The organism is Tardiphaga sp. P4_G1 (assembly GCF_056401215.1).
Genome location: NZ_JBFUJU010000014.1, coordinates 106,112 through 127,760, shown reverse-complemented (window position 1 = coordinate 127,760; position 21,649 = coordinate 106,112). Strand labels below are relative to the sequence as shown.

The window sequence follows — 21,649 nt, the reverse complement described above, 5'->3', positions numbered from 1 at the left end:
CAAAGCTACGTCCGACACGGATTCAGTCAATGAAATGGCTGACTGAATATCATCGAGCGAAAGCAACGAATGTGGTGTTGTTGGAAATGGCGTGGAAGTTTTGCGCTTTCGGAAAATCTGATGTGTTTTGGCCCATCGTCAACCTGCGTGCGCATTCCCGCCCAACTCTGCCGCCTTTCCGCCAGAATTCATTTCCGCAGCGCATTTGGTGCGCCGCAGAATAGCCACGAGCGTCAGCCGAAATAGGGAATGGATTACTCCGAACAGACAAAAACCCTGGCGCTATTTCGCAATCGGGCCGTTTGGAGTGCGACGGATTTGGAAGTCGCCCGGCATTCGGGCCGGGAGCATTTCAAAGTGGGTTGTGTGCTTCAATTGATTTCGTCGCTGACCGTGGGCGGGTCCGAGCGACTGCTGATCAATTTCGCTGCCAGTTGCACGCCGGGAGAGGACATTCCGCAGGTTTTCGTCGTCATCAACGACTTTTTCCATCCCGACCTTGCTGCCGAGCTCTCCGCGACAGGTCATCCGGTCTACTTCCTCAAGCGCCCACCCGGGAACCGCAATCCACGTGTCATTCTAAGTTTACTCAACATCATCCGCCGTCACGATATTCGCATCATCCATGCGCATGACAGCGGCGCCAAGCACTTCGCCATGTTGAGTAAACTGTATCGTCCGATGAGCGTCGGCTACACGATTCACAATACCGGCCTCGTCAACGCGTGGGACCGCGTAAAGCTTCGGCTACATCAGCGGTTCGTCGATTGGAACATCGCGATCTCTGCTGCGGTCGAGCGTGAATGTGAATCGGTCAAACTGAAGCGCCTGTTCAAGGTGCATAACGGCATCCCGCTCGCGACATTCGATAGAGTGGCGCGGCAACGTCGCCTCGGACCGGCTCTGCGTCTGATCAATGTCGCCCGCATCTATCCGAAACAGAAGGGGCAGGACATCCTGATCAAGGCGGTCAGCCTCTGCGTCGCGCGCGGGCTCGACATTCGCTGCGATTTCGTCGGCAGCCCACCGGAGGGCGACGAGTCGACCCTCCTGAGTTTAAAGGCCCAGGCGATCGCCGAGAACGTCGCCGATCGCGTTCACTTTCTGTGCGGGCGCACCGATGTGCGCCGTCCTTTGGACGAGGCTGATATCTTCGTCCTGCCATCGCGTTTCGAAGGTTTCGGATTGGTGCTGCTCGAAGCCATGGCGGTCGGCCTGCCTGTCATCGCCGCGGATGTCGATGGCCCGGCCGAACTGCTGGTGGATGGCTCGAACGGTATCAAATTCAAGGTCGGATCCGCCGAGGATCTCGCCGACAAGATCGCGGCGCTTGCGGCGCAGCCCGAGCTCGCTGCGAAGATCGCAAGGACGGCGAAGGATTTCGTCACCGAATTCGATATTGCAAATATGCGCGACCAGTATTTCGGCATCTATGGGCTGATGATGAAGGCGAGCTAGCCTGATGTCTTGCGTGCGCGCTTGCCGGTGGCAGCGAGTTTGTCAGCAAGAAATTCCAGCAGCACTTCGACACGGGCAGGGCGGGGACCGCCCGGTGGCGTGACGAGGTAGACACCGCTCGACGATTGCGACCAGTCCTGCAACACGGCTTCCAGCGCGCCGCTCGTCAATGCATCACCGACGATGAAATCCGGCAAGTCGCTGATCCCCAATCCGGCGATCAGCGCAGGCAGCAGCGCCTCGCCATTGTTGACGCGGAGCGGCCCCGCCGGCCGAACGCTGGCCTGTTCGCCGGCCGCATTGGTGAAGTGCCAGACGCCGGGGGTCGAGAGATAGGTGTAGCCAAAGCATTTGTGGTCGGCGAGATGCATGGGATGCGTCGGCCGGCCGTATTTCGCGAAATAGGACGGCGCGGCCACAATGTGGCGCTTCACCGGGCAGAGCCGCCGCGCGATCAGCGATGAGTCCGGCAGCGTGGCGATGCGGATTGCAGCATCGAAACCTTCGCCGATCAGATCGACGGTGGCGTCGCTGAGGCTGAGGTCAATGGAGACTTCCGGATATTTGGCGAGGAACTCCGGCAGCAGATGCGCCACCGTATTGGTGCCGTAGGTCATCGGCACGGCCAGCCGTACCAGCCCGCGCGGCGTTGCCGACTGCGCCAGTGCCTCGTTCTCGAGCGCTTCGCCGTCCGCCAGCAATTGCGCAGCCTTCACCGCCAGCGTCCGGCCTGCATCGGTCAGCGCCAGCCGCCGCGAGGTCCGGTTGAACAGCCTGGCACCGAGGCGGTCCTCCAGCCGGCTCACCGCCTTGGAGACGGTGGCCTTGGACAGGGTTAGCTCGGTTGCCGCCGCCGCAAAGGACCGCAGTTCGACCACCTTGGCGAAAATCGCCAGCGCCTCGAAGTCGGGAAGTTTTGACATCTCAAAATCCGAAACGATGAGTTTCAATCATTTCTATTTATGCGCCATCTGAGAGGGCATATCCAGATGCCCAGGATGCAAATGCATCAAACGACGGAGATTTCGTCATGATCGACCTCAGACCTTTCGACAAACTCGGCGGCGCCGACCACGGCTGGCTCAAGGCCAAGCACCATTTCTCGTTCGGCAGCCACTACGACCCCGAGAATATGGGCCACGGCAGCCTGCGCGTCTGGAACGACGACGAGATCGCGCCGAACACCGGTTTCCCCGCTCATCCGCATTCCAACATGGAAATCATCACCTATGTCCGCGAGGGCGCGATCACGCATCAGGACAGTCTGGGCAACACGGGCCGCACCGAGGCCGGCGACGTCCAGGTGATGAGTGCGGGCTCGGGCATCCGGCACTCCGAATACAATCTGGAGGCATCGACCACGCGGATCTTCCAGATCTGGATCGAGCCCACACAAACGGGCGGCCAGCCTTGCTGGGGCGCCAAGCCGTTTCCGAAGGCCGATCGCTCCGGCCAGTTCGTCACCATTGCCAGCGGCTTCAAGGACGACGCCGGGGCACTGCCTATCCGGGCTGACGCCCGGGTGCTGGCAACCACGCTGAAGGCTGGTGAGACCGCGCAATATCCACTGGGTAGCTCGCGCAACGGCTACCTCGTGCCGGCGGCCGGCGCGATTGAGATCAACGGCATTCGCGTCAACGCCCGCGACGGTGTCGCCATCCGTGACGAAGCAAACGTCACGATCAAGGCGCTGGAAGATTCCGAACTCGTTCTGGTGGACGCCGCCTGACCGCGCCCACCAATCATCAACCCGACCTATTCATCCCAATCCAACGGAGACTGACCATGACCAAAGTACTCGTTCTGTATTATTCCGCCTACGGCCATATCGAAGCGATGGCCAATGCCGTTGCCGAAGGCGCCCGCGAAGCCGGCGCCACTGTCGATATCAAGCGCGTGCCTGAACTGGTGCCTGCCGAGGTCGCCAAGGCGTCCTACTACAAGATGGACCAGGCTGCCCCGATCGCGACCATCGACGATCTCGCCAATTACGACGCGATCATCGTTGGCACCGGCACCCGCTTCGGCCGCATGTCCTCGCAGATGGCCAACTTCCTCGATCAGGCCGGTGGCCTGTGGATGAAGGGCGCGCTGCATGGCAAGGTCGGCGGTGCCTTCACCGCGACCGCGACCCAGCACGGTGGCCAGGAAACCACGCTGTTCTCGATCATCACCAACCTGCTGCATTTCGGCATGACCATCGTCGGCCTCAATTACGGCTTCCAGGGCCAGATGAAGCTCGATGAAGTCACCGGCGGCTCGCCCTATGGTGCCACCACCCTGACCGGTGGCGACGGCAGCCGCCAGCCTTCGGCCAACGAACTGGCCGGTGCCCGTTATCAGGGCAAGGTCATCGCCGAGACGGCCAAGAAACTTCACGGCTAAGCTGCGTGGCTAACTAAAAAGAGATGGCTGACAAGAGAAAGGCGGCGTTCTGATTGCAGAGCGCCGCCTTATCTATGCTGGAACAAACGGATTCGATTTCATCATGCTCGACGTGTATTTCATTTATCAGCTGGCACGGCGGCCGCTACATGCGATGGCTAGGCGGTGGGTTTGCCGCGGCATCGCGCATGTGACCAGGGGCGAAGTGGTTTGCCCCGAATGCCGCCAACACTGAAACGTTCCTTGATTGTTGGACTGGCAAGGTTGCGTTTGGGGACGTAGACTTCGGCGATGTCCAAGCCAGCCAGCCCGCCCGCGCCAGCCCTCAGTATCCGCATCGACCTCGATCCCGAGGGACGGATCGGACCGGGCAAGATTCAGCTTCTCGAACATATTCATGCCACCGGTTCGATTTCGGCTGCTGGCCGCGCCATGGCGATGTCCTACAAGCGCGCCTGGGATCTGGTGGATGAACTGAACCGGATCTGCGGGCAGCCTGCCGTCGAGCGCCAGACTGGCGGCAAGAATGGGGGCGGGGCGATCCTCACGCCATTCGGTCTGATGCTCATCAAGCGCTATCGCGGCATCGAAAACGCTGCGGCTACAGCCGCGCGCAAAGAGCTGCTGGCGCTGAAGGGCGATATCGGCAAGAAGCGCAGGTTCTAACCGATCCAGCCGGCGGTATCACCGTTGTATCCGGATAAATATATCGTGACGGTCAGCCCGATCGCGCTTTCGAATGGCTCTATTCTGGAATAGGATTGATCCGCCTTGGTCGCTCGTGGCGCGCCGTGGTTTAAACTGGAACTTCGCAATGTTCGACGCCCAATGCGATCTGGCTGCACTTGTCTATGACAAGGATCAGGATCCCGACGCAGTGTTGCACACCTTCGCGGCGGATTTGAGCAAGCAGGGCGTTCGCGCCGTCGGATTGGTGCAACTCGGGCATCGCGAATTCGACGTGCCGAAGCTGACTGCGGTCATGCTGCACACCGGTGCGCACGTGCGCTTGTTTCAGGATCTCGGTCCCGGCGCCAAGGGCTGCAAGCTCGATGTCGGACAATTGCTCGATGCCGGCACGCAGGTCGCCGACGCCATCGACGAGGGCGCCGATCTCGTCATCATCAACCGGTTCGGCAAGCAGGAGCGCGAGGGCAAGGGGCTCGCTTATCTGATCGAGCGCGCGCTCTCTAGCGATATCCCCGTGGTGATCGCCGTGCCGTCGCATCGCTTTGCCGAATGGATTGCATTTGCCGATGGCATGAGCGTGAAGCTGCATTGCGATCGCGAGTCGCTCGATGGCTGGTGGGCAAAAGTCTCTTGCCGCACCGAGGGACTGATACGTCAGGACCATCGCAGCGTTTGCGAAGTGCTGAAATAGAATTCCATCAACGCGTCTCTATCAATCGTCCGAATATCGCTGCTCCTGCCACGGATCGCCGCGGTTGTGATAACCGCGGACTTCCCAATAGCCGGGCTTGTCGTCGCCGACGAACTGGATGCGCTGCAGCCACTTGGCGCTCTTCCAAAAATATAGATGCGGCACGATCACCCGCACCGGGCCGCCATGATCGCGCTCGATCGGGGAGCCCTGCCACGAATGCGCCAGCAGTGCGTCTTCGGCAGCGAAATCTTCCAGCGACAGGTTGGTGGTGTAGCCGTCATGGGATTCCAGCACCACAAAGCGCGCCTCGGGCTTCGGCTGGCACGCATCCAGCAGCGCACGGGTCGAAAGACCTTCCCACTGGTTGTCGTAACGCGACCAGGTGGTGACGCAATGGATGTCTGAGATGAAGGTCGATTGCGGCTGCGCGCTGAACTGGCCGAAATCCCAGAACAGCGGCGTCTCGACGGCGCCGTAGACATCGAGCCGCCAGCGCTCGCGAGGGATGTTTGGCGTGATGCCCAGATCCAGTACCGGCCAATCCTGGGTCAGATGCTGGCCGGGCGGGAGCCGCTGGTCGTCCGGGCGCGCAATCTTGCCGGTGAGAAACCGGCCTTCGCGCGCCCAGCGCTGTTTGGTCTGCGTCAGCTTGGATTCCGGCGGGGTGTGATCCTCGGTCATGGCTGACGCTCCTTGGCTAGACGTTGACCGTCACTCGTGACGGTGCATCGCCGACTTGTGCTTGGTGTCGCGCATGGTGGCGTAAATCAGCAGCGACAGGAAGATCATGCCCGACAGATAATAGTAGAACCACTGTTCATGACCGATCTGCTTGAAGTACAGCGCGATCGCCGGCGCCGTACCGCCGAAGATTGACACCGTCAGCGCATAGGGTACGCCGACGCCGAGGGCGCGGATATTGGTCGGGAACAGTTCGGCCTTCACCACCGCATTGATCGAGGTATAGCCGGCCACGAAGATCCAGGCGCCGCAGATCAGCAGGAACGCCGTGAATGGCGACTTGGTGGTCTGCAGCGTGGTGAGGATCGGAACAGTCGCCAGCGTGCCGGCAACGCCGAAGAAGATCAGCAGCGGCTTGCGGCCGATGCGGTCGGAGATCGCGCCATAGATCGGCTGCAGCAGGCAGGCGAATATCAGCGTGCCGAAGATCACCGTGGTGGTCTGGTCCGCGGTGAGGCCGACCGAGAGCTTCACGAAGGTCTGCATGTAGGTGGTGAAGGTATAGAACGCCGCGGTGCCGCCGGCGGTGAGGCCGACAACCAGCAGCAATTCGCGCGGATAGGCCATCAGCGCGCGCAGCGAACCCATTGGCTTGGCCTGCTTCTTCGCTTCAACGAACTGGTCAGTCTCGTGCATGTCGCGACGCATCACGGCGGTGAAGACCGCAAGACCAGCGCCGATCACGAACGGAATGCGCCAGCCCCAGTCCTTCAGCTCCTGCTCGGTGAGGAACACCTTCTGCAGCAGCAGGAGCACGATGATCGCGGTCAGCTGGCCGCCGATCAGCGTGACATACTGGAAGCTCGAATAGAAACCGCGATGCTTAGGATCGGCAACTTCCGAGAGATAGGTGGCGCTGGCGCCGTATTCGCCGCCGAGGCTGAGGCCTTCGATGATGCGGGCGAGCGCGAGCAGGATCGGTGCCGCGATGCCGATGGTGGCATAGGTCGGCGTGCAGGCGATGATCAGCGAGCCGAAGCACATGCACAGGACCGAGATCGTCAGCGATATACGACGGCCATAGGTGTCGGCGAGATAGCCGAACAGCCAGCCGCCGAGCGGCCGCATCAGGAAGGTGGCGGCAAACAGCACGGCCGCATTGAGCTGCTGAACGACGGGGTCGGAGTTAGGGAAGAAGGCCGGCGCGAAATACAATGCGAAGGCGGTGTAGGCGTAGAAGTCATACCATTCGACGAGATTGCCCATCGAGCCGATGAAGATCGCCTTGATGCGTTTCTTGGCGTCGTCGAAATGGAGTTTGCCGTCCGCCGGCGGTGCGAATGAATCTGCCACGTAGAACCCTCGTATTCCGTGAAGTGAAATGTCCCGTTGCCACGCGCGGCACGAAAAGCCAATGCCGCGGAATGCATTGCTGCTGGCAGGATCGTTCTGTCAGGCGATGCCCGCATCCCGGCCATGGCCGCACATGACTAGCCTCGACATGCGACAATGTGGCTTAGACAAAAGTCTATGAAAGGTAGCGGTACTCCGGGCGGTCATGCCCAAAGGCATCGTCCTGGCCGGCATAGGGCCAGCCAGGAGGAGCGAGTATGAGGGCGGAGTTCCGTTACTTCGCCGGACGCGGATCGATCGGCGTGGAATCGCGCAGACCGAGAATGTCTTCCAGCACGCGTGCGCCGGCGAGCAGTGAGGCTTCGCCGCGCGGCGGGCCGACGACCTGCAATCCGACCGGCAGACCCTTGGAGGTGAAACCGCAAGGCATCGACAGCGCCGGGCAGCAGGTCAGGGTGATCGCATAGACGATGACCAGCCATTGCACGTAGTTGTCGAATTTGGTGCCGTTGCATTCGGCGAGATAGCGCTGCTCGATCGGGAACGGTGGCGTGATGGTCGCCGGGCACAGCAGCAGGTCGTATGTCTGGAAGAACTCGTAGGCCCGCGCCGCCAGCGTGACACGCTGCGCCTCCGCCTTGGCCAGGTCATCGACCGTGAGCTTTAGGCCTTGCTCGATGTTCCAGATTACTTCTGGCTTCAGCTGATCGCGCTTGTCGCGGAGCAGCTGGAGCTTCGAGATCGCGAAGTCATAGGCGCGCAGCACGTGGAAGCATTCGTGGGCTTCGCGCAGATCGGGATGTGCTTCTTCGACGATGACGCCGGCGTCGGCGAATGCCATCGCTGCCTTGCGGGTGATGGCGACCACTTCGGGATCGACCGGGGTGATGCCGAGATCCGGCGAATAGGCGATCCGCTTCGGCTTGGTGCCGGCGCGCACGGCGGAGCGGAATGAGGTCGGCAGTTTCGGCAGCGAGATCAGATCGGCAGGGTGTTCGCCGCTCATGGCATCGAGCATCAGCGCGAGGTCTTCCACGGTGCGGGCCATCGGGCCCTGCACGCTCACCATCCGGGCGAGCGCCACGGCGGGCGTGGACGCAACGCGGCCGACGCTCGGACGCAGGCCGACGATGCCGCAGAAGCTGGCGGGGTTGCGCAGCGAACCGCCCATGTCGGAGCCATGGGCAATCCACGCCGTGCCGCTGGCAAGTGCTGCCGCGGCGCCGCCGGACGAGCCGGCGGCCGACTTCGACAGGTCCCACGGATTCAGCGTCGCCCCGAACACTTCGTTGAAGGTGTTGGCACCGGCGCCGAATTCAGGCGTGTTGGATTTCGCATAGATCACGCCGCCATTCTCTTCGAGACGCTCGACCAGCACGTTGGACTTGGTCGGCACAACGTCCTTGTAGATCGGCGATCCCTGTGTGGTGCGCACGCCGGCGACGGCGGTGAGATCCTTGATCGGCACCGGCAGGCCGGCAAGGATGCCGCGTTCGCCGAGCGGCTTCTTCATCAATTCTTTCGCAGCGTCGCGCGCGCGGTCGAAACACAGAATCGGCAGCGCGTTGACTTGGCCATCGACCTCCTTGATGCGGGCTTCCAGCGCGTCCAGCAGGTCGAGCGGCGTCACCGTCCCGGCATTGAGTTGATCGACCATGGCGCAGGCCGTTGCTTTGATGAGATCTTGCTGAGAGGCCACGCACGTCTCCAATTTCGGATGCAGAGCAATTCGTATGCTTGGGATGTCGATCCCGACGTAGCCGTGTAGACCATTTTCTGGATAAATGGGACTCGCAGGCCAAATCTCCTTAACCCAAGTCGCCTCACACAATGCAGGGATGCAACCATGAGTAAGCCTTTCGGCGATTCCAACTGGCGCGCGATGACGCGCGAGCAGCTCGATGCCGGCCTGAACAACTCGACTGCCGTTGCGGGCAGCGCCGACATCGCCGCCGGATGGGGCCAGCGCTCTGACGCGATGAAGGCGAAGTACCCTGCGCATCTCGACGTCGCCTATGGTCCACGCGAGCGCAACAGGTTCGATTTCATCAAGGCGGCCGATGGCGGGCCGACACTGCTGTTGATTCACGGCGGCTACTGGCAGATGCGCTCGAAGGATTTCTTCACCTGCTTCGCCGCAGGTCCCATCGCCCACGGTATCAACGTCGCTGCAATTGGTTACACACTCGCGCCGGATGCGACGCTGGAGGAGATCGTGGCCGAGATGCATGCCGGCGTCGATGCGCTGGTTGAGAAGCTTCCCTCGCTCGGCGGCGATCCGAACCGCATCGTGGTGTCCGGCTGGTCCGCCGGCGGTCATCTCACCTCGACGACGCTGTCGCATCCGAAGGTGAAGGGCGGCGTCGCCATTTCGGGCATCTACGATCTCGAGCCGATCCGCGCGTCCTATTTGAATGAAAAGCTGAAGCTGGACGAGGCGATGTCGAAGCGGCAGTCGCCGCTGCTGCAGGATGGCGGCCCGAACAAGCCGCTCGCGCTGGTGGTTGGCGGCGGCGAATTGCCGATCCTGCGCCAGCAGACGGCGGACCTTGCCGTGCACCGGGCAAAGTACGGTCTGCCGGTGAGCTATGAGGAGATCCCGGGCGCTGATCACTTCTCGATCATGAAAGAACTGGAATCGCCGACGGGGCGGATCACGACGCTGATCAAGGAATTGGTCGCGCGGATCTAGAATCAGACCAGCAATTTGAGTATGTGAGACGTATCCCGGCGCCGCTCGTCAGCGCCGGGATTGTTTTGTCTACAGCCCCTGTCCGCCCGACACCTCGATCCGCTGCGCGTTCACCCAGCGATTGTCCTCCGACAGCAGGTTCGCGATCATCGGTCCGATATCGTCGGGCAGGCCGACGCGGCCAAGGGCGGTCATGCCGGCGATCGTCTTGTTGATGTCCGGATTGTCACGCACGGCACCGCCGCCGAAATCGGTTTCGATTGCGCCGGGCGCGACCGTGTTCACGGTGATCCGGCGGCTGCCCAGTTCCTTCGCCATATACATGGTCATCACCTCGACGGCGCCTTTCATGGCGGCATAAGCGGCGTAGCCCGGGAGGCACATGCGGGTCAGTCCGGACGACAGGTTCACGATGCGACCGCCGTCCGCGATCAGTGGCAGCAGTGCCTGCGTGAGAAAGAACACGCCCTTGAAATGGACGTTCACCAGCCCGTCGAACTGCGCCTCGGTAGTGTCGGAGATCAGTGCATAATCGCCGTGTCCGGCATTGTTCACGAGATGGTCGAACGTCTCGCGCGACCAGGTTTCGCGCAGCGCTGTTCGCAGACGGCCAGCAAATTTGGCGAGGCCGGCAATCTTGCCGGTGTCGAGTTGCAGCGCCACCGCCTTGCGGCCCATGTGCTGGATTTCAGAGACGACAGCCTGTGCGTCTTCGCTGCGGCTTTGATAGGTGAGGACGACATCGCCGCCGTGACGGGCGATGTTGAGAGCGGTATTGCGGCCGAGACCGCGGCTGGCGCCGGTAACGAGGGTAATCTTGGTCATGGTCAGCTCCTGTGGTGTGACCATTCCGATATCGCCCCGACGAACCAGGGCTAGTTGCCCGAAGCTCGACGTTCCTTGCCTAATCCTCCAAAATCATGTGCTGGCGCATTTACGATGATGTAGGCTGAGCCTCATGACCACGCTTCTCAATGCCGTTCGCCGTTACACAGAGACCCATGCTGATAGTGCCGGCATCGCGACTACGCCGATCCTCGGCCTTGCTGCCGTGCGCGCAACCACACCCAGCGACATTATCCACGCGATCTTCCAGCCGCTGATCTGCCTCGTCGTGCAGGGCACCAAGCATGTCACCATGGGCACGGAGAGTTTTGTCTTCGCCGCCGGGGATTCGCTGATCATCACGGCCGATGTTCCGATCGTCAGTCAAATCACGCGGGCGAGCATTGCCGCGCCCTATCTCTCGCTGGTGTTCGAACTTGATCTGGCCGTGATCGCCGAACTGGTTGTCGAGATGAAAGCGGAGCCAAGCGCCGATCTCGCGCGTGTCCGGGTCGAGCCCACCGATGCCGAAGTTGCGGACGCGGCGTTGCGGCTGATGCGCTTGCTCGATCGTCCGGCGTCATTGCCGGTGCTGCGCGCGCAGCTGGTGCGGGAGATGCATTACTGGCTGCTGGCTGGTCGCCACGGGCCGGCGATCCGACGGCTTGGCTGGCCGGATAGTCACGCACAACGTGTCGCGCGCGCGGTCGCGGTGTTGCGCGCCGATTTCGCGCGGCCGGTGCTGGTCGAGCGTCTTGCAGATGTTGCGGGCATGAGCCCGTCATCATTCCACCAGCATTTCCGCAGCGTGACGTCGCTCTCGCCGCTGCAATTTCAGAAGCAGTTGCGTCTGATCGAGGCGCGGCGGCTGATGCTGTGGGAGGGCGCGACCGCGAGCAGCGCGGCCTTCGCCGTCGGTTATGAGAGCGTGCCGCAATTCACCCGGGAATATGGCCGCATGTTCGGCGCGCCGCCGGTACGCGACATCGAGGCTGCGCGTGACAAGGCACGCTCCGTGGCGTGATCGCCAGCGCATTGCCGGCCATGGCGCCGGAATGCCGCGCGGCTCATTCGATTGCGGCGACGCGAATGGGACGTGTTCCGACCGGAGCGCCGGTCTCGCGGTCGATGGTAACGGGATCGATCTCCGTTCCGGCCTCTGCGTCGAAGAACCGGGTGACGTCGCCCCCGCCGCGATGCTTGCGTCCCCACGCACCGATCGCAAATAGCACCGGCAGAAAGTCGCGGCCGGCTTCCGTCAGCACATATTCGTCCCGTGGCGGACGCTCGGAATAGCGACGTTTCTCCAGCAGCCCTTCGTCGGTCAAGGCTGAAAGACGCCCCGTTAGCATCGTTGGCGCGATACCGAGGCCTTTGCGGAAATCATCGAAGCGGGTCAGCCCCGCATGGGCGTCGCGCATGATCAGCATGCTCCATGCGTCCCCCACTACCGCAAGGCTTCGGGCAATCAGGCATGGCTGGTCCGAAAGATTCTTCATGTCGATATCTTTTTAGTAGTGACTTACTATTAATTCGATAGTAACACCGTCTCCAAGGATGTTCCACGATAAAATGAAGGCAGAAGCGATGAGTACAGGAGAGCGCAGCCGTGTCGGGTTGGCGACAGCACAGGTGCTGCGGCAATGGAGCAAACAATGACGAGTGCTCCTGGCAACGTTGGATCTGGTGTGCGCTACGTTGAGGCGCCCAATCTCTCCATCAACGTCGGAGGAACTGCCTTTGCCTATCGAGAGCTAGGCCCCCGGGGCGGCGTGCCGCTCGTTCTCCTCAATCATTGGGGAGCGGTGCTGGACAATTTCGACCCGGGGATCGTTGACGGCCTCGCCAGCAAACACCGCGTGATCGCGACCAACTATCGCGGCATCGGTGCGTCGGGCGGAACAGCACCTGTGACTATCGACGAAATGGCGCGCGACGCGATTGCCCTGATCCGGGCGCTGGGTTTCGAGAAGGTCGATCTGCTTGGCTTTTCCCTCGGCGGATTTGTGGCGCAGGATGTTGCGCTCAAGGCTCCCGGTCTTGTGCGAAAGCTCATCCTGACTGGCACCGGTCCTGCGGGCGGCAAAGGTATCGATAAGGTCGGAGCGGTGTCCTGGCCGCTCATGATCAAGGGTCTGCTGACGCTACGCGACCCGAAATTGTATCTGTTTTTCACATCTACGGCCAATGGTCGCCAGGCCGCGAAGGCCTTTCTGAAGCGGTTGAAGGAACGCAAGGCGGACAGGGACAAGGGCCCGACTCCTGGCGCCTTCCTGCGGCAACTCAAGGCAATCAAAGCCTGGGGCCGACAGGCGCCTCAGGATCTCGGCCGTATCAAGATCCCCGTCCTGATCGCGAATGGCGACAACGATATCATGGTCCCGACTGTGAACAGCACCGACTTGGCCGAACGCATCCCCGGAGCGCAACTGGTGATCTACGAAGACGCCGGGCATGGCGGGATATTCCAGTACCACGCTGATTTCGTGCCGAAGGCTCTTTCCTTCCTGAGCGATTGGCGCCGCTGCTAACTTGAGATTGGAGAAAGCCCATGAAGGCATTCGTCGTTGATAAGTACAAAAAGAAGGGCGCTCTGCGCCTGGCCAACGTGCCCGAACCGGAAGTGCAGGACACTGATGTTCTGGTCCGGGTTCACGCCACAGCTGTGAACCTGCTGGATTCCAAGCTCCGGGATGGAGAGTTCAAACTTATTCTTCCCTATCGTCCGCCTTTCATCCTGGGTCACGACGTCGCCGGAACGGTTGTCAGGACAGGATCCAGGGCCAGCCGGTTCAAGGTGGGCGACGAAGTCTATGCGCGGCCGCGCGATCATCGGGTCGGTACGTTCGCCGAATTCATCGCCATCAATGAAGCTGACGTGGCGCTGAAACCGAAAAATCTCAGCATGACGGAAGCGGCATCCATCCCGCTGGTGGGGCTAACGGCGTGGCAAGCGCTGGTCGAAGTGGGCAAGGTAAAGCCCGGTCAGAAGGTCTTCATTCAGGCCGGCTCCGGTGGTGTCGGGACTTTTGCAATCCAGCTCGCCAAGCATCTCGGCGCTACAGTTGCGACGACAGCCAGTGCAAGGAATGCCGAACTGGTCAAAAGTCTCGGGGCGGATGTGGTCATCGACTACAAGACGCAGGACTTCGAGAAGGTCCTGTCGGGCTACGATCTTGTGCTGAATAGTCAGGATCCAAAGACGCTCGATAAATCTCTGGGTGTGCTCAAGCCGGGCGGCCAGCTCATTTCCATTTCCGGTCCGCCCGATCCGGCTTTCGCCAAGGAAGCCGGTCTGAACCTGTTCCTGAAACTGATCATGCGTCTGCTGAGCCGTGGCGTGAGGAAAAAAGCCGAGCGCCTCGGCCTACGCTATTCATTCCTGTTCATGCGCGCACAGGGGCAGCAGTTGAGTGAGATTACGTCCCTGATCGAAGCCGGCGTGATCCGCCCGCTCGTCGATAAGGTGTTCCAGTTCGAGAACACCGGGGATGCGCTGGCCTATGTCGAGACCGGCCGCGCGAAGGGCAAGGTGGTCATCGCGGTGCAGTGAGGTCTGGCCTTAGTGCGTCCGTGCCAGACAGAACGCCACGACCTGCTCCAGTGCAGTCTTCATCGGCGATGACGGAAACAGCGCCAGCGCATCGACGGCCATGGCGCCGTAATGCTGGGCGCGGTTGATCGTGTCTTCCAGTGCACGGTGCTTGGTCATCAGGCCGATGGCGTGATCGAGGTCGCCTTCGCCGATCTCGCCGCGCTCCAGCGCCTTGATCCAGAATTCGCGCTCGGCATCGTTGCCGCGGCGGAAGGCGAGCACCACGGGCAGGGTGATCTTGCCCTCACGGAAATCGTCGCCGACATTCTTGCCGAGCTTGGCAGCCTTGCCGCCGTAATCGAGCACGTCGTCGATGAGCTGGAAGGCGATGCCGAGATTCATGCCGACCGAGCGGCACGCCGTTTGTTCGGCCTTCGGGCGGTTGGCGATCACCGGGCCGACTTCGCAGGCGGCGGCGAACAGTTCAGCCGTCTTGCCGCGGATGACGGCGAGATATTCGTCTTCGGTGGTCGCGGTGTTCTTGGCGGCGGCGAGCTGCATCACTTCGCCCTCCGCAATGGTGGCGGCAGCCGAGGATAGAATATCGAGCGCGCGCAGCGAGCCGACTTCGACCATCATGCGGAAGGCCTGGCCGAGCAGGAAGTCGCCAACAAGTACGCTGGCCTCGTTGCCCCACAGCATGCGCGCGGACAGCTTGCCACGGCGCAGTTCGCTCTGGTCGACCACGTCGTCATGCAACAGCGTCGCGGTGTGCATGAATTCGACGGAGGCCGCGAGCTTGATATGGCCATCGCCGGTGTAGCCGGTGAGATTGGCCATCGCGAGCGTCAGCATCGGGCGCAGCCGCTTGCCGCCCGACGAGATCAGGTGGTTGGCGACCTCGGGGATCATGGTGACTTCCGAGCCGGTCCGCGACAGGATCGTCGCATTGACGCGCTCCATGTCAGGAGCGACAAGGCTGACCAACTGGTCGATCGACGCTGTCGCGTGACTCTCGAAGGGAACAATCACCGCCACGCTGGGCTCTCCGAATTACAAGGGCGCTTCGTCGGGCCATGAAAAAGGCAGGCACTGGCAGCGCTTATATTCAAATAGGGCGAATTCACGTTGAAAACAGGTGTCCCCATCTGCTGAATTGCCGTCGACCGATATCGGGCCGCACAATAGAAACTGCGCAGCGGCGCGGCAAGGGTATCGGAACCTTGACTTCCCCATAGATACACACCCGGTTACTGGCAGGGAGCGACCTCCAATTGCGCGAAATCATGCGGACGAACGATGTGGTGCTGGTCTCGGCGGTGGGCGCGCTGCTCGACGGCGCGAATATCCACCATCTGGTGCTGGACCAGAATATGAGCGTGATCGAAGGATCGCTGGGCATCATTCCGCGCCGGATCCTGGTGCATGAAGACGATGATCTGCAGGCGCGCCGCGTGCTGACGGATGCCGGACTGGCCCACGAGCTGCGGCCGCAGGATTGATGTGATGGCTGACGCGATCGTGACCACGGAGGACGGCTTCCTGGGTGGCCAGTTGCGGCTGCGGCAGCCGAAATCCGGTCATCGCGCCGGCCATGACGCGATCCTGCTGGCTGCTGCAACCTCCGCGCAAGCCGGTTACAAGGTCGTCGATTTTGGATCAGGCGTCGGGACGGCAGGTCTGGCGCTGGCGCGGCGTGTCCCCGGCCTGTCCCTGACGCTGGTCGAGATCGACCCGCAACTCGCTGAACTGGCGAGGGAAAACGCGACGGCGAACGGTATCGCAGTGGATGTCGTGACGCTCGATATCGCTGCGAGCGCCGATGTTTTCGCTGCCGCAGGCCTGCCGCAAGACAGCGCCGACGCGGTACTGATGAATCCGCCTTTCAACGATCCCGCGCGCCATCGCGCCTCGCCGAACAAATTGCGCGAGATCGCCCATGTCGCGACGGAAGACACGTTGCAGACATGGATTCACGCGGCGCGGCGGCTGCTCAAATCCGGCGGCGTGCTGACATTGATCTGGCGGGCGGACGGATTGGCCGATGTGTTGACTGCGCTGGACCGCGGCTTCGGCAGCGTCGCGATCATGCCGGTACATGGTGACACGACAGCGCCTGCGATCAGGGTGTTGGTGCGTACTGTGAAGGGTGGCCGCGCGCCTGCGGCAATTGAGCCGGGCATCTCGCTGCGGGATGCGGATGGCGCGCCTGATCTCCATATCCAGCGCGTGCTGGCCGGGCAGGCGGTTCTGCCGTGGTCGTCGCTTCGGGCATCGCTCTAGGCGATGCCGCAGTCAGCGTGTTGTTTATTGAGGAGCTGTTTCGGAACGTTTCTGCGGCGCCGACGTGAAGTGGATCGCCGTGAGCAGCGTACCGATGATCAGCATGAGCAGATAGATTTTCATGTCTTCTCCCGCTGCGGCGTAAAGGCCTGTTATGGTTTTCAAACGCTGAAAGCGTCTCTCGGTTCAATGACAGCAGCGTGATAAGAGTTGGTTAATGTCGAGGAAATTTGAATGAGCGAATCCAATTTAAAAGCGGCGATCACAAGGCTGCTGCCTGCGCGTTTCCGTCGCGCAACTGCAGTCGTGCCGGTGGTGCGTCTGTCCGGCACGATCGGCGCCGTCACGCCGCTGCGGCCGGGATTGTCGCTCGCAGGCGTCGCGAGGCTGCTGGACAAGGCATTTGCGATCAAGAATGCCAAGGCTGTTGCGCTGGTGATCAATTCGCCGGGCGGCTCGCCGGTGCAGTCGCGGCAGATCTATCTGCGCATCCGCCAGCTCGCCGCGGAGAAGAAACTACCGGTGTTCGTGTTCGTCGAGGACGTCGCGGCATCCGGCGGTTACATGATCGCCTGCGCGGGCGACGAAATTTTTGTCGATCCGTCGTCGATCGTCGGCTCCATCGGCGTGGTCGGTGGCACCTTCGGTTTTCAGGAACTGATCAAGAAGATCGGTGTCGAGCGGCGACTCTATACGGCGGGTGAGCACAAGGCGATGCTCGATCCGTTCCTGCCGGAAAATGCCGATGATGTGGCGCGGCTGAAATCGCTTCAGCGCGAAATCCACGCCATCTTCATCAATCTCGTGAAGGAGAGCCGCGGTGCCCGGCTGAAGGGCGCCGAGGATGTGCTGTTCTCCGGAGAATACTGGGCCGGTGAAAAATCCATCGCGCTCGGCCTCAGCGATGCCATTGGCGATCTGCGCTCGGTGCTGCGTGCCCGCTATGGCGACAAGGTGCAGATGCCGGTGATCGCGCAGCCATCCGGCATGTTGTCGGGTCTGCTCGGCCGCAAATCCGGCGCGGGCTCGCAGCTTTCGATGGACGGCCTGTCGGGACTGCCGGATCAACTGATCTCGGCGCTGGAGACTCGCGCGCTGTGGTCCAAATACGGCTTTTAGCAGGACGGTATTGCGCGGCATTTGGTGTCGCAAAAGCCAATTGCGGGAAACCGGCACTTGCGCGAGACTATCGGCAGGGGGCTTGAGATGAACGACAGGAATCGACAAATGCCGCCGCTGGTCGCACTTGCAGGCGCGCTTGGGAGCGCAGCCGTTGTCCGCTGGGCCTATAGAACCGCCAAGCGGATCAATCATGAGTTGGAAGAAGCCCGCCAGGCGCGGGTAGCCGAACGCAGTGGGACCACGGAAGTCCCAACCCTGCGCCGCGATCCCGTCACGGGCGCGTATCGGCCGGGCTAGGAGCCGCAAACAGGCCCCCAAAACATTTGCGCCGGCCTGAGGACGGGGCACGTCCTCGAGACCGGCGACAAAGTTGGGCTTTCAGGCTTGGAGGTCCCTCGGCCCTGGACATTTGGACAACTTAAGACTTGGAGGTCTCCGGTCCGTGCAACCGTCGTTGCCGGACCGTTCAATGGGGCAAGTCCCGACGACCGGGTTCGTTCCCACCGATGCGATTCAGGATAGTGCGCGGGACTTAACGACTAACCCTGCTGATCAGGCGATGTGCCGGCGCGGTTACCCGTCGGTTACCGCCAAATCGGGCCGCATTGCCTTGATTCCGCAAGGCCGCGCCGATACGGTCCGCGCGCTTTGATCCGCCTTGATCCTCTTGGCGAATCCCCGGAAAAACGGCCCAGAAACCACCATGGACTCCCTGCCTCCGCACATGCGCCCGGAACGTTCGTTCCAGGGCTTCATTCTCGCTCTGCAGCGGTTTTGGGCCGAGCAGGGCTGCGTGATCCTGCAGCCCTACGACATGGAAATGGGCGCCGGTACGTTCCATCCCGCGACGACCTTGCGCGCGCTGGGGCCGAAGCCCTGGAAGGCCGCCTATGTGCAGCCGTCGCGCCGGCCGAAGGATGGCCGTTACGGTGAGAACCCGAACCGGCTGCAGCATTATTATCAGTTCCAGGTGATCATGAAGCCGTCGCCGGCGAATCTGCAGGACCTCTATCTGCAGTCGCTGAAAGCCATCGGCATCGACACGGCGCTGCATGACGTGCGCTTCGTCGAGGACGACTGGGAAAGCCCGACGCTGGGCGCCTGGGGCCTTGGCTGGGAATGCTGGTGCGACGGCATGGAAGTCAGCCAGTTCACCTACTTCCAGCAGGTCGCGGGCGTCGAATGCGCCCCGGTGGCCGGCGAACTCACTTACGGCCTCGAACGCCTTGCGATGTATGTGCAGGGCGTCGACCGCGTTTACGATCTCAACTTCAATGGTCGCGACGGCGCCGACAAGGTGACCTATGGCGACGTCTTCCTGCAGGCCGAGCAGGAATATTCCCGGCACAATTTCGAACATGCCGATACCGCGATGCTGTTCGAGCAGTTCAAGATGGCCGAGGCCGCCTGCAAGAAGTATCTCGACGCCGGCTGGAAGAGCGACAAGCGCGAGGAACATCTGATGGCGCTGCCGGCCTATGACCAGTGCATCAAGGCCAGCCATGTCTTCAATCTGCTCGATGCGCGCGGCGTGATCTCGGTCACCGAGCGCCAGAGCTACATCATGCGCGTCCGCGAACTCGCCAAGGCCTGCGGCGAAGCGTGGGTGCATACCGAAGCCGGAAGTGCTGCCTGATGCCTGATCTTCTCCTCGAATTGTTCTCTGAAGAAATCCCCGCCCGCATGCAGGCCAAGGCGGCGGAAGACCTGCGCCGCATGGTGACTGATCGTTTGGTTGCCGAAGGTCTCGTCTATGAAGGCGCCAAGGCCTTCGCGACGCCGCGTCGTCTGACGCTGACGGTGCATGGCATTCCGGCGCGCCAGTCGGACCTCAAGCAGGAGCGCAAGGGACCGCGCGTCGGCGGCGCCGAAGCCGCGATCCAGGGCTTTCTGAAAGCCACCGGTCTTGCGTCGCTCGACGAAGCAAAAATTCAGCGCGATCCCAAGGGCGATTTCTACATCGCGTTGACGGAAAAGCCGGGCAAGCCGACGGTCGACGTGCTGGCCGAGATCCTCCCCATTATCATCCGCATCTTCCCGTGGCCGAAGCAGATGCGCTGGGGTGCGGCTTCCGCGAAATCGAGCGCGCTGACCTGGGTGCGCCCGTTGCATTCCATCGTCGCGACCTTCGGAATCGAGACCGAAGAACCGGAAGTGGTGCAGTTCGACCTGAGCGGCGTGAGTGTCGGTCAGACCACCTACGGTCATCGCTTCCTCGCGCCTGATGCGATCCAGGTGCGCCGCTTCGACGACTACGTGGCGAAGCTGCAGGCCGCCAAGGTCGTGCTCGATCCCGAGCGCCGCAAGGAAATCATCCTCGCCGATGCGCGGCAGCTCACATTCGCGCAGGGCTTTGAGCTGGTCGAAGATCCCGCGCTGCTCGACGAAGTGTCGGGTCTGGTCGAATGGCCTGTGGTGCTGATGGGCTCGTTCGACAAGGACTTCCTGTCGATCCCCGATGAGGTGATCCGCGCCACCATTCGCGCCAACCAGAAATGCTTCGTGGTCCGCGATCCCAAGACCCAGAAGCTGACCAACAAGTTCGTCATAACAGCCAATATTGAAGCGAGTGACGGCGGCACCGCGATCATTGCCGGCAACGAGCGCGTCATCCGCGCGCGCCTGTCGGATGCGAAGTTCTTCTACGAGACGGACCTGAAGACGAAGCTCGAATCGCGGCTGCCGAAATTCGAGCAGATCGTGTTTCACGAGAAGCTGGGCACGCAGGCGGAACGGATCAAGCGTATCGAACGGTTGGCTGGTGAGATCGCGCCGTTAGTCGGCGCCGATCCCGCAAAGACGAAGCGCGGGGCTCAACTCGCCAAAGCTGATCTGCTTACCGAAGTGGTTGGCGAATTCCCTGAGCTGCAGGGCTTGATGGGCAAGTATTACGCGCTGGCGCACGACGAGGATGCGGCTGTTGCTGCGGTGAGTGAAGAGCATTGGAAGCCGCAAGGGCCAACAGATGTTGTGCCTTCCAATCCCGTCAGTGTTGCCGTGGCTTTGGCAGATAAGCTCGACACGCTCGCAAGCTTTTGGGCGATGGATGAAAAGCCGACGGGTTCGAAGGATCCCTTCGCGCTGCGCCGTGCCGCGCTCGGTGTGATCCGACTTGTGCTGGAGAACAATCTTCGTCTTTCGATGACGACGATTGCGAAGTCGGGTGTTGACGGATTGCTGGAGACTGGCACGGCGCAAGCTCTCATCGATTCTGATAAGGTTCCTGCCGATCTCCTCGCCTTCTTCGCCGACCGCCTCAAAGGCCAGCTCCGCGATCAGGGCGCCCGTTACGATCTCGTCGATGCGGTGTTTGCGCTCGGCGGTCAGGACGATCTGTTGATGGTGGTCCGCCGCGTCGAAGCGCTCGGCAAGTTTCTCGACAGCGATGACGGCAAGAATCTGCTGGCCGGCACCAAGCGGGCCAACAACATTCTCGCCATCGAGGAGAAGAAGGACAAGCGCAAGTTCGACGGCGCACCTGATGCGGCGCTGTTCAAGCTCGATGAAGAAAAGGCACTGGCCAAGGCGATTGCCGAGGTCGGTCCGGAAGCGAGCGCGGCTGTCGCCAAGGAAGATTTCGCCGGTGCGATGACCGCCATGGCCAAGCTGCGTCCGGCGGTGGATGCGTTCTTCGACAGAGTGAAGGTCAATGACGACGACGCGGCGGTCCGCGAAAATCGTCTGAAGCTGCTGAACGAGATCCGCGCGGCGACGCGTGCGGTGGCGGATTTCTCGAAGATCCAAGATTGACGAGTGGGGCGCCTGCGGGCGCCCACTCGTCATCCCGGGGCGGGCCGTAGCGGCGAAGCCGCGGAGGTCAGAACCCGGGATCCCGAAGTGTTTTCACCATGTCGAGATTCCGGGTTCGCGTGCGCGATGATGCGCCCGCGCCCCGGAATGACGAACTCGGGGCGGATTGCTTCGCTGAGAC

Annotated in this window: 23 protein-coding genes; 16 read left to right on the top strand and 7 right to left on the bottom strand. The window is 61.7% G+C overall.

Annotated elements, in window-relative coordinates; all coding sequences use genetic code 11:
- The first annotated feature begins 29 nt into the window (after positions 1–29).
- A complete protein-coding gene (locus AC1DUY_RS28170; protein ID WP_441231516.1) occupies positions 30–224 on the top strand; it encodes a hypothetical protein in 195 nt (64 codons plus the stop codon).
- 142 nt (positions 225–366) lie between these two features.
- Positions 367–1,458, top strand: coding sequence for a glycosyltransferase family 4 protein (locus AC1DUY_RS28165; RefSeq protein WP_478118609.1), 1,092 nt, complete (start codon positions 367–369; stop codon positions 1,456–1,458).
- Here AC1DUY_RS28165 and AC1DUY_RS28160 read toward each other — a convergent pair.
- Complete coding sequence (locus AC1DUY_RS28160; RefSeq protein ID WP_478118607.1) at positions 1,455–2,381, bottom strand: LysR family transcriptional regulator; 927 nt, start codon at positions 2,379–2,381, stop codon at positions 1,455–1,457. The two genes, AC1DUY_RS28165 and AC1DUY_RS28160, sit on opposite strands and share 4 nt — an antisense overlap.
- A gap of 107 nt (positions 2,382–2,488) precedes the next feature.
- Here AC1DUY_RS28160 and AC1DUY_RS28155 point away from each other — a divergent pair, with 107 nt between their 5' ends.
- The 4 genes from AC1DUY_RS28155 to AC1DUY_RS28140 all read left to right on the top strand — a co-directional run bounded on the left by AC1DUY_RS28155 (position 2,489) and on the right by AC1DUY_RS28140 (position 5,224).
- A complete protein-coding gene (locus AC1DUY_RS28155; RefSeq protein WP_120288381.1) occupies positions 2,489–3,187 on the top strand; it encodes a pirin family protein in 699 nt (232 codons plus the stop codon).
- A gap of 56 nt (positions 3,188–3,243) precedes the next feature.
- Positions 3,244–3,843 (top strand): NAD(P)H:quinone oxidoreductase, encoded by a 600-nt coding sequence (gene wrbA / locus AC1DUY_RS28150; RefSeq protein WP_175368708.1) that lies wholly within the window; start codon positions 3,244–3,246, stop codon positions 3,841–3,843.
- A 291-nt stretch (positions 3,844–4,134) separates the two neighbouring features.
- Complete coding sequence (locus tag AC1DUY_RS28145; protein WP_478118604.1) at positions 4,135–4,509, top strand: winged helix-turn-helix domain-containing protein; 375 nt, start codon at positions 4,135–4,137, stop codon at positions 4,507–4,509.
- A gap of 148 nt (positions 4,510–4,657) precedes the next feature.
- Positions 4,658–5,224, top strand: coding sequence for a DUF2478 domain-containing protein (locus AC1DUY_RS28140; protein WP_175368711.1), 567 nt, complete (start codon positions 4,658–4,660; stop codon positions 5,222–5,224).
- A gap of 21 nt (positions 5,225–5,245) precedes the next feature.
- Here AC1DUY_RS28140 and AC1DUY_RS28135 read toward each other — a convergent pair whose 3' ends face one another.
- The 3 genes from AC1DUY_RS28135 to AC1DUY_RS28125 form a co-directional block, all read right to left on the bottom strand.
- The gene (locus tag AC1DUY_RS28135; protein ID WP_089262482.1) at positions 5,246–5,908 is read right to left on the bottom strand and encodes a sulfite oxidase-like oxidoreductase; all 663 of its coding nucleotides are present in this window, start codon (positions 5,906–5,908) and stop codon (positions 5,246–5,248) included.
- Between the two features lie 30 nt (positions 5,909–5,938).
- Positions 5,939–7,174, bottom strand: coding sequence for an MFS transporter (locus tag AC1DUY_RS28130; protein ID WP_120289104.1), 1,236 nt, complete (start codon positions 7,172–7,174; stop codon positions 5,939–5,941).
- 361 nt (positions 7,175–7,535) lie between these two features.
- On the bottom strand, positions 7,536–8,918 hold the full coding sequence (locus AC1DUY_RS28125) for an amidase (protein ID WP_478118626.1): 1,383 nt from the start codon (positions 8,916–8,918) through the stop codon (positions 7,536–7,538).
- Between the two features lie 189 nt (positions 8,919–9,107).
- Here AC1DUY_RS28125 and AC1DUY_RS28120 point away from each other — a divergent pair, with 189 nt between their 5' ends.
- Positions 9,108–9,953, top strand: coding sequence for an alpha/beta hydrolase (locus AC1DUY_RS28120; RefSeq protein WP_120288386.1), 846 nt, complete (start codon positions 9,108–9,110; stop codon positions 9,951–9,953).
- A 69-nt stretch (positions 9,954–10,022) separates the two neighbouring features.
- Here the strand turns inward: AC1DUY_RS28120 and AC1DUY_RS28115 are convergent, their stop codons facing one another.
- Positions 10,023–10,778, bottom strand: a complete 756-nt coding sequence (locus AC1DUY_RS28115) for an SDR family oxidoreductase (RefSeq protein ID WP_478118601.1) — start codon at positions 10,776–10,778, stop codon at positions 10,023–10,025.
- A gap of 133 nt (positions 10,779–10,911) precedes the next feature.
- Between AC1DUY_RS28115 and AC1DUY_RS28110 the strand changes: the two genes are divergently transcribed.
- Positions 10,912–11,802, top strand: a complete 891-nt coding sequence (locus AC1DUY_RS28110; RefSeq protein ID WP_120288387.1) for an AraC family transcriptional regulator — start codon at positions 10,912–10,914, stop codon at positions 11,800–11,802.
- Between the two features lie 43 nt (positions 11,803–11,845).
- Here the strand turns inward: AC1DUY_RS28110 and AC1DUY_RS28105 are convergent, their stop codons facing one another.
- On the bottom strand, positions 11,846–12,277 hold the full coding sequence (locus tag AC1DUY_RS28105; protein WP_089262474.1) for a winged helix-turn-helix transcriptional regulator: 432 nt from the start codon (positions 12,275–12,277) through the stop codon (positions 11,846–11,848).
- A 156-nt stretch (positions 12,278–12,433) separates the two neighbouring features.
- On the opposite strand from AC1DUY_RS28105, the gene AC1DUY_RS28100 reads away from it, so the two are divergent.
- Entirely contained in the window at positions 12,434–13,309 is an 876-nt protein-coding gene (locus tag AC1DUY_RS28100) for an alpha/beta fold hydrolase (protein WP_478118598.1), read from the top strand.
- Positions 13,310–13,329: 20 nt separating this feature from the next.
- Positions 13,330–14,331 carry an NADP-dependent oxidoreductase gene (locus AC1DUY_RS28095; protein WP_439089296.1) on the top strand — a complete coding sequence of 334 codons (1,002 nt, stop codon included), beginning with the start codon at positions 13,330–13,332 and terminating at the stop codon, positions 14,329–14,331.
- A gap of 9 nt (positions 14,332–14,340) precedes the next feature.
- Here the strand turns inward: AC1DUY_RS28095 and AC1DUY_RS28090 are convergent, their stop codons facing one another.
- Positions 14,341–15,351 carry a polyprenyl synthetase family protein gene (locus AC1DUY_RS28090; RefSeq protein WP_089262468.1) on the bottom strand — a complete coding sequence of 337 codons (1,011 nt, stop codon included), beginning with the start codon at positions 15,349–15,351 and terminating at the stop codon, positions 14,341–14,343.
- Positions 15,352–15,587: 236 nt separating this feature from the next.
- Here AC1DUY_RS28090 and AC1DUY_RS28085 point away from each other — a divergent pair, with 236 nt between their 5' ends.
- The 6 genes from AC1DUY_RS28085 (at position 15,588) to glyS (ending at position 21,468) form a co-directional block, all read left to right on the top strand.
- The gene (locus AC1DUY_RS28085) at positions 15,588–15,815 is read left to right on the top strand and encodes a putative signal transducing protein (RefSeq protein WP_068733164.1); all 228 of its coding nucleotides are present in this window, start codon (positions 15,588–15,590) and stop codon (positions 15,813–15,815) included.
- A gap of 4 nt (positions 15,816–15,819) precedes the next feature.
- Positions 15,820–16,596: a tRNA1(Val) (adenine(37)-N6)-methyltransferase gene (locus AC1DUY_RS28080; protein ID WP_478118595.1), complete on the top strand. Its 777-nt coding sequence runs from the start codon at positions 15,820–15,822 to the stop codon at positions 16,594–16,596.
- 234 nt (positions 16,597–16,830) lie between these two features.
- Positions 16,831–17,715: a S49 family peptidase gene (locus AC1DUY_RS28075; RefSeq protein WP_441280928.1), complete on the top strand. Its 885-nt coding sequence runs from the start codon at positions 16,831–16,833 to the stop codon at positions 17,713–17,715.
- A gap of 108 nt (positions 17,716–17,823) precedes the next feature.
- On the top strand, positions 17,824–18,015 hold the full coding sequence (locus tag AC1DUY_RS28070) for a hypothetical protein (protein ID WP_089262464.1): 192 nt from the start codon (positions 17,824–17,826) through the stop codon (positions 18,013–18,015).
- Positions 18,016–18,421: 406 nt separating this feature from the next.
- Positions 18,422–19,354: a glycine--tRNA ligase subunit alpha gene (locus tag AC1DUY_RS28065; protein ID WP_089262462.1), complete on the top strand. Its 933-nt coding sequence runs from the start codon at positions 18,422–18,424 to the stop codon at positions 19,352–19,354.
- A complete protein-coding gene (glyS, locus tag AC1DUY_RS28060; protein ID WP_478118592.1) occupies positions 19,354–21,468 on the top strand; it encodes a glycine--tRNA ligase subunit beta in 2,115 nt (704 codons plus the stop codon). Before AC1DUY_RS28065 ends, glyS begins: the two co-directional genes overlap by 1 nt.
- Positions 21,469–21,649: the final 181 nt, after the last annotated feature.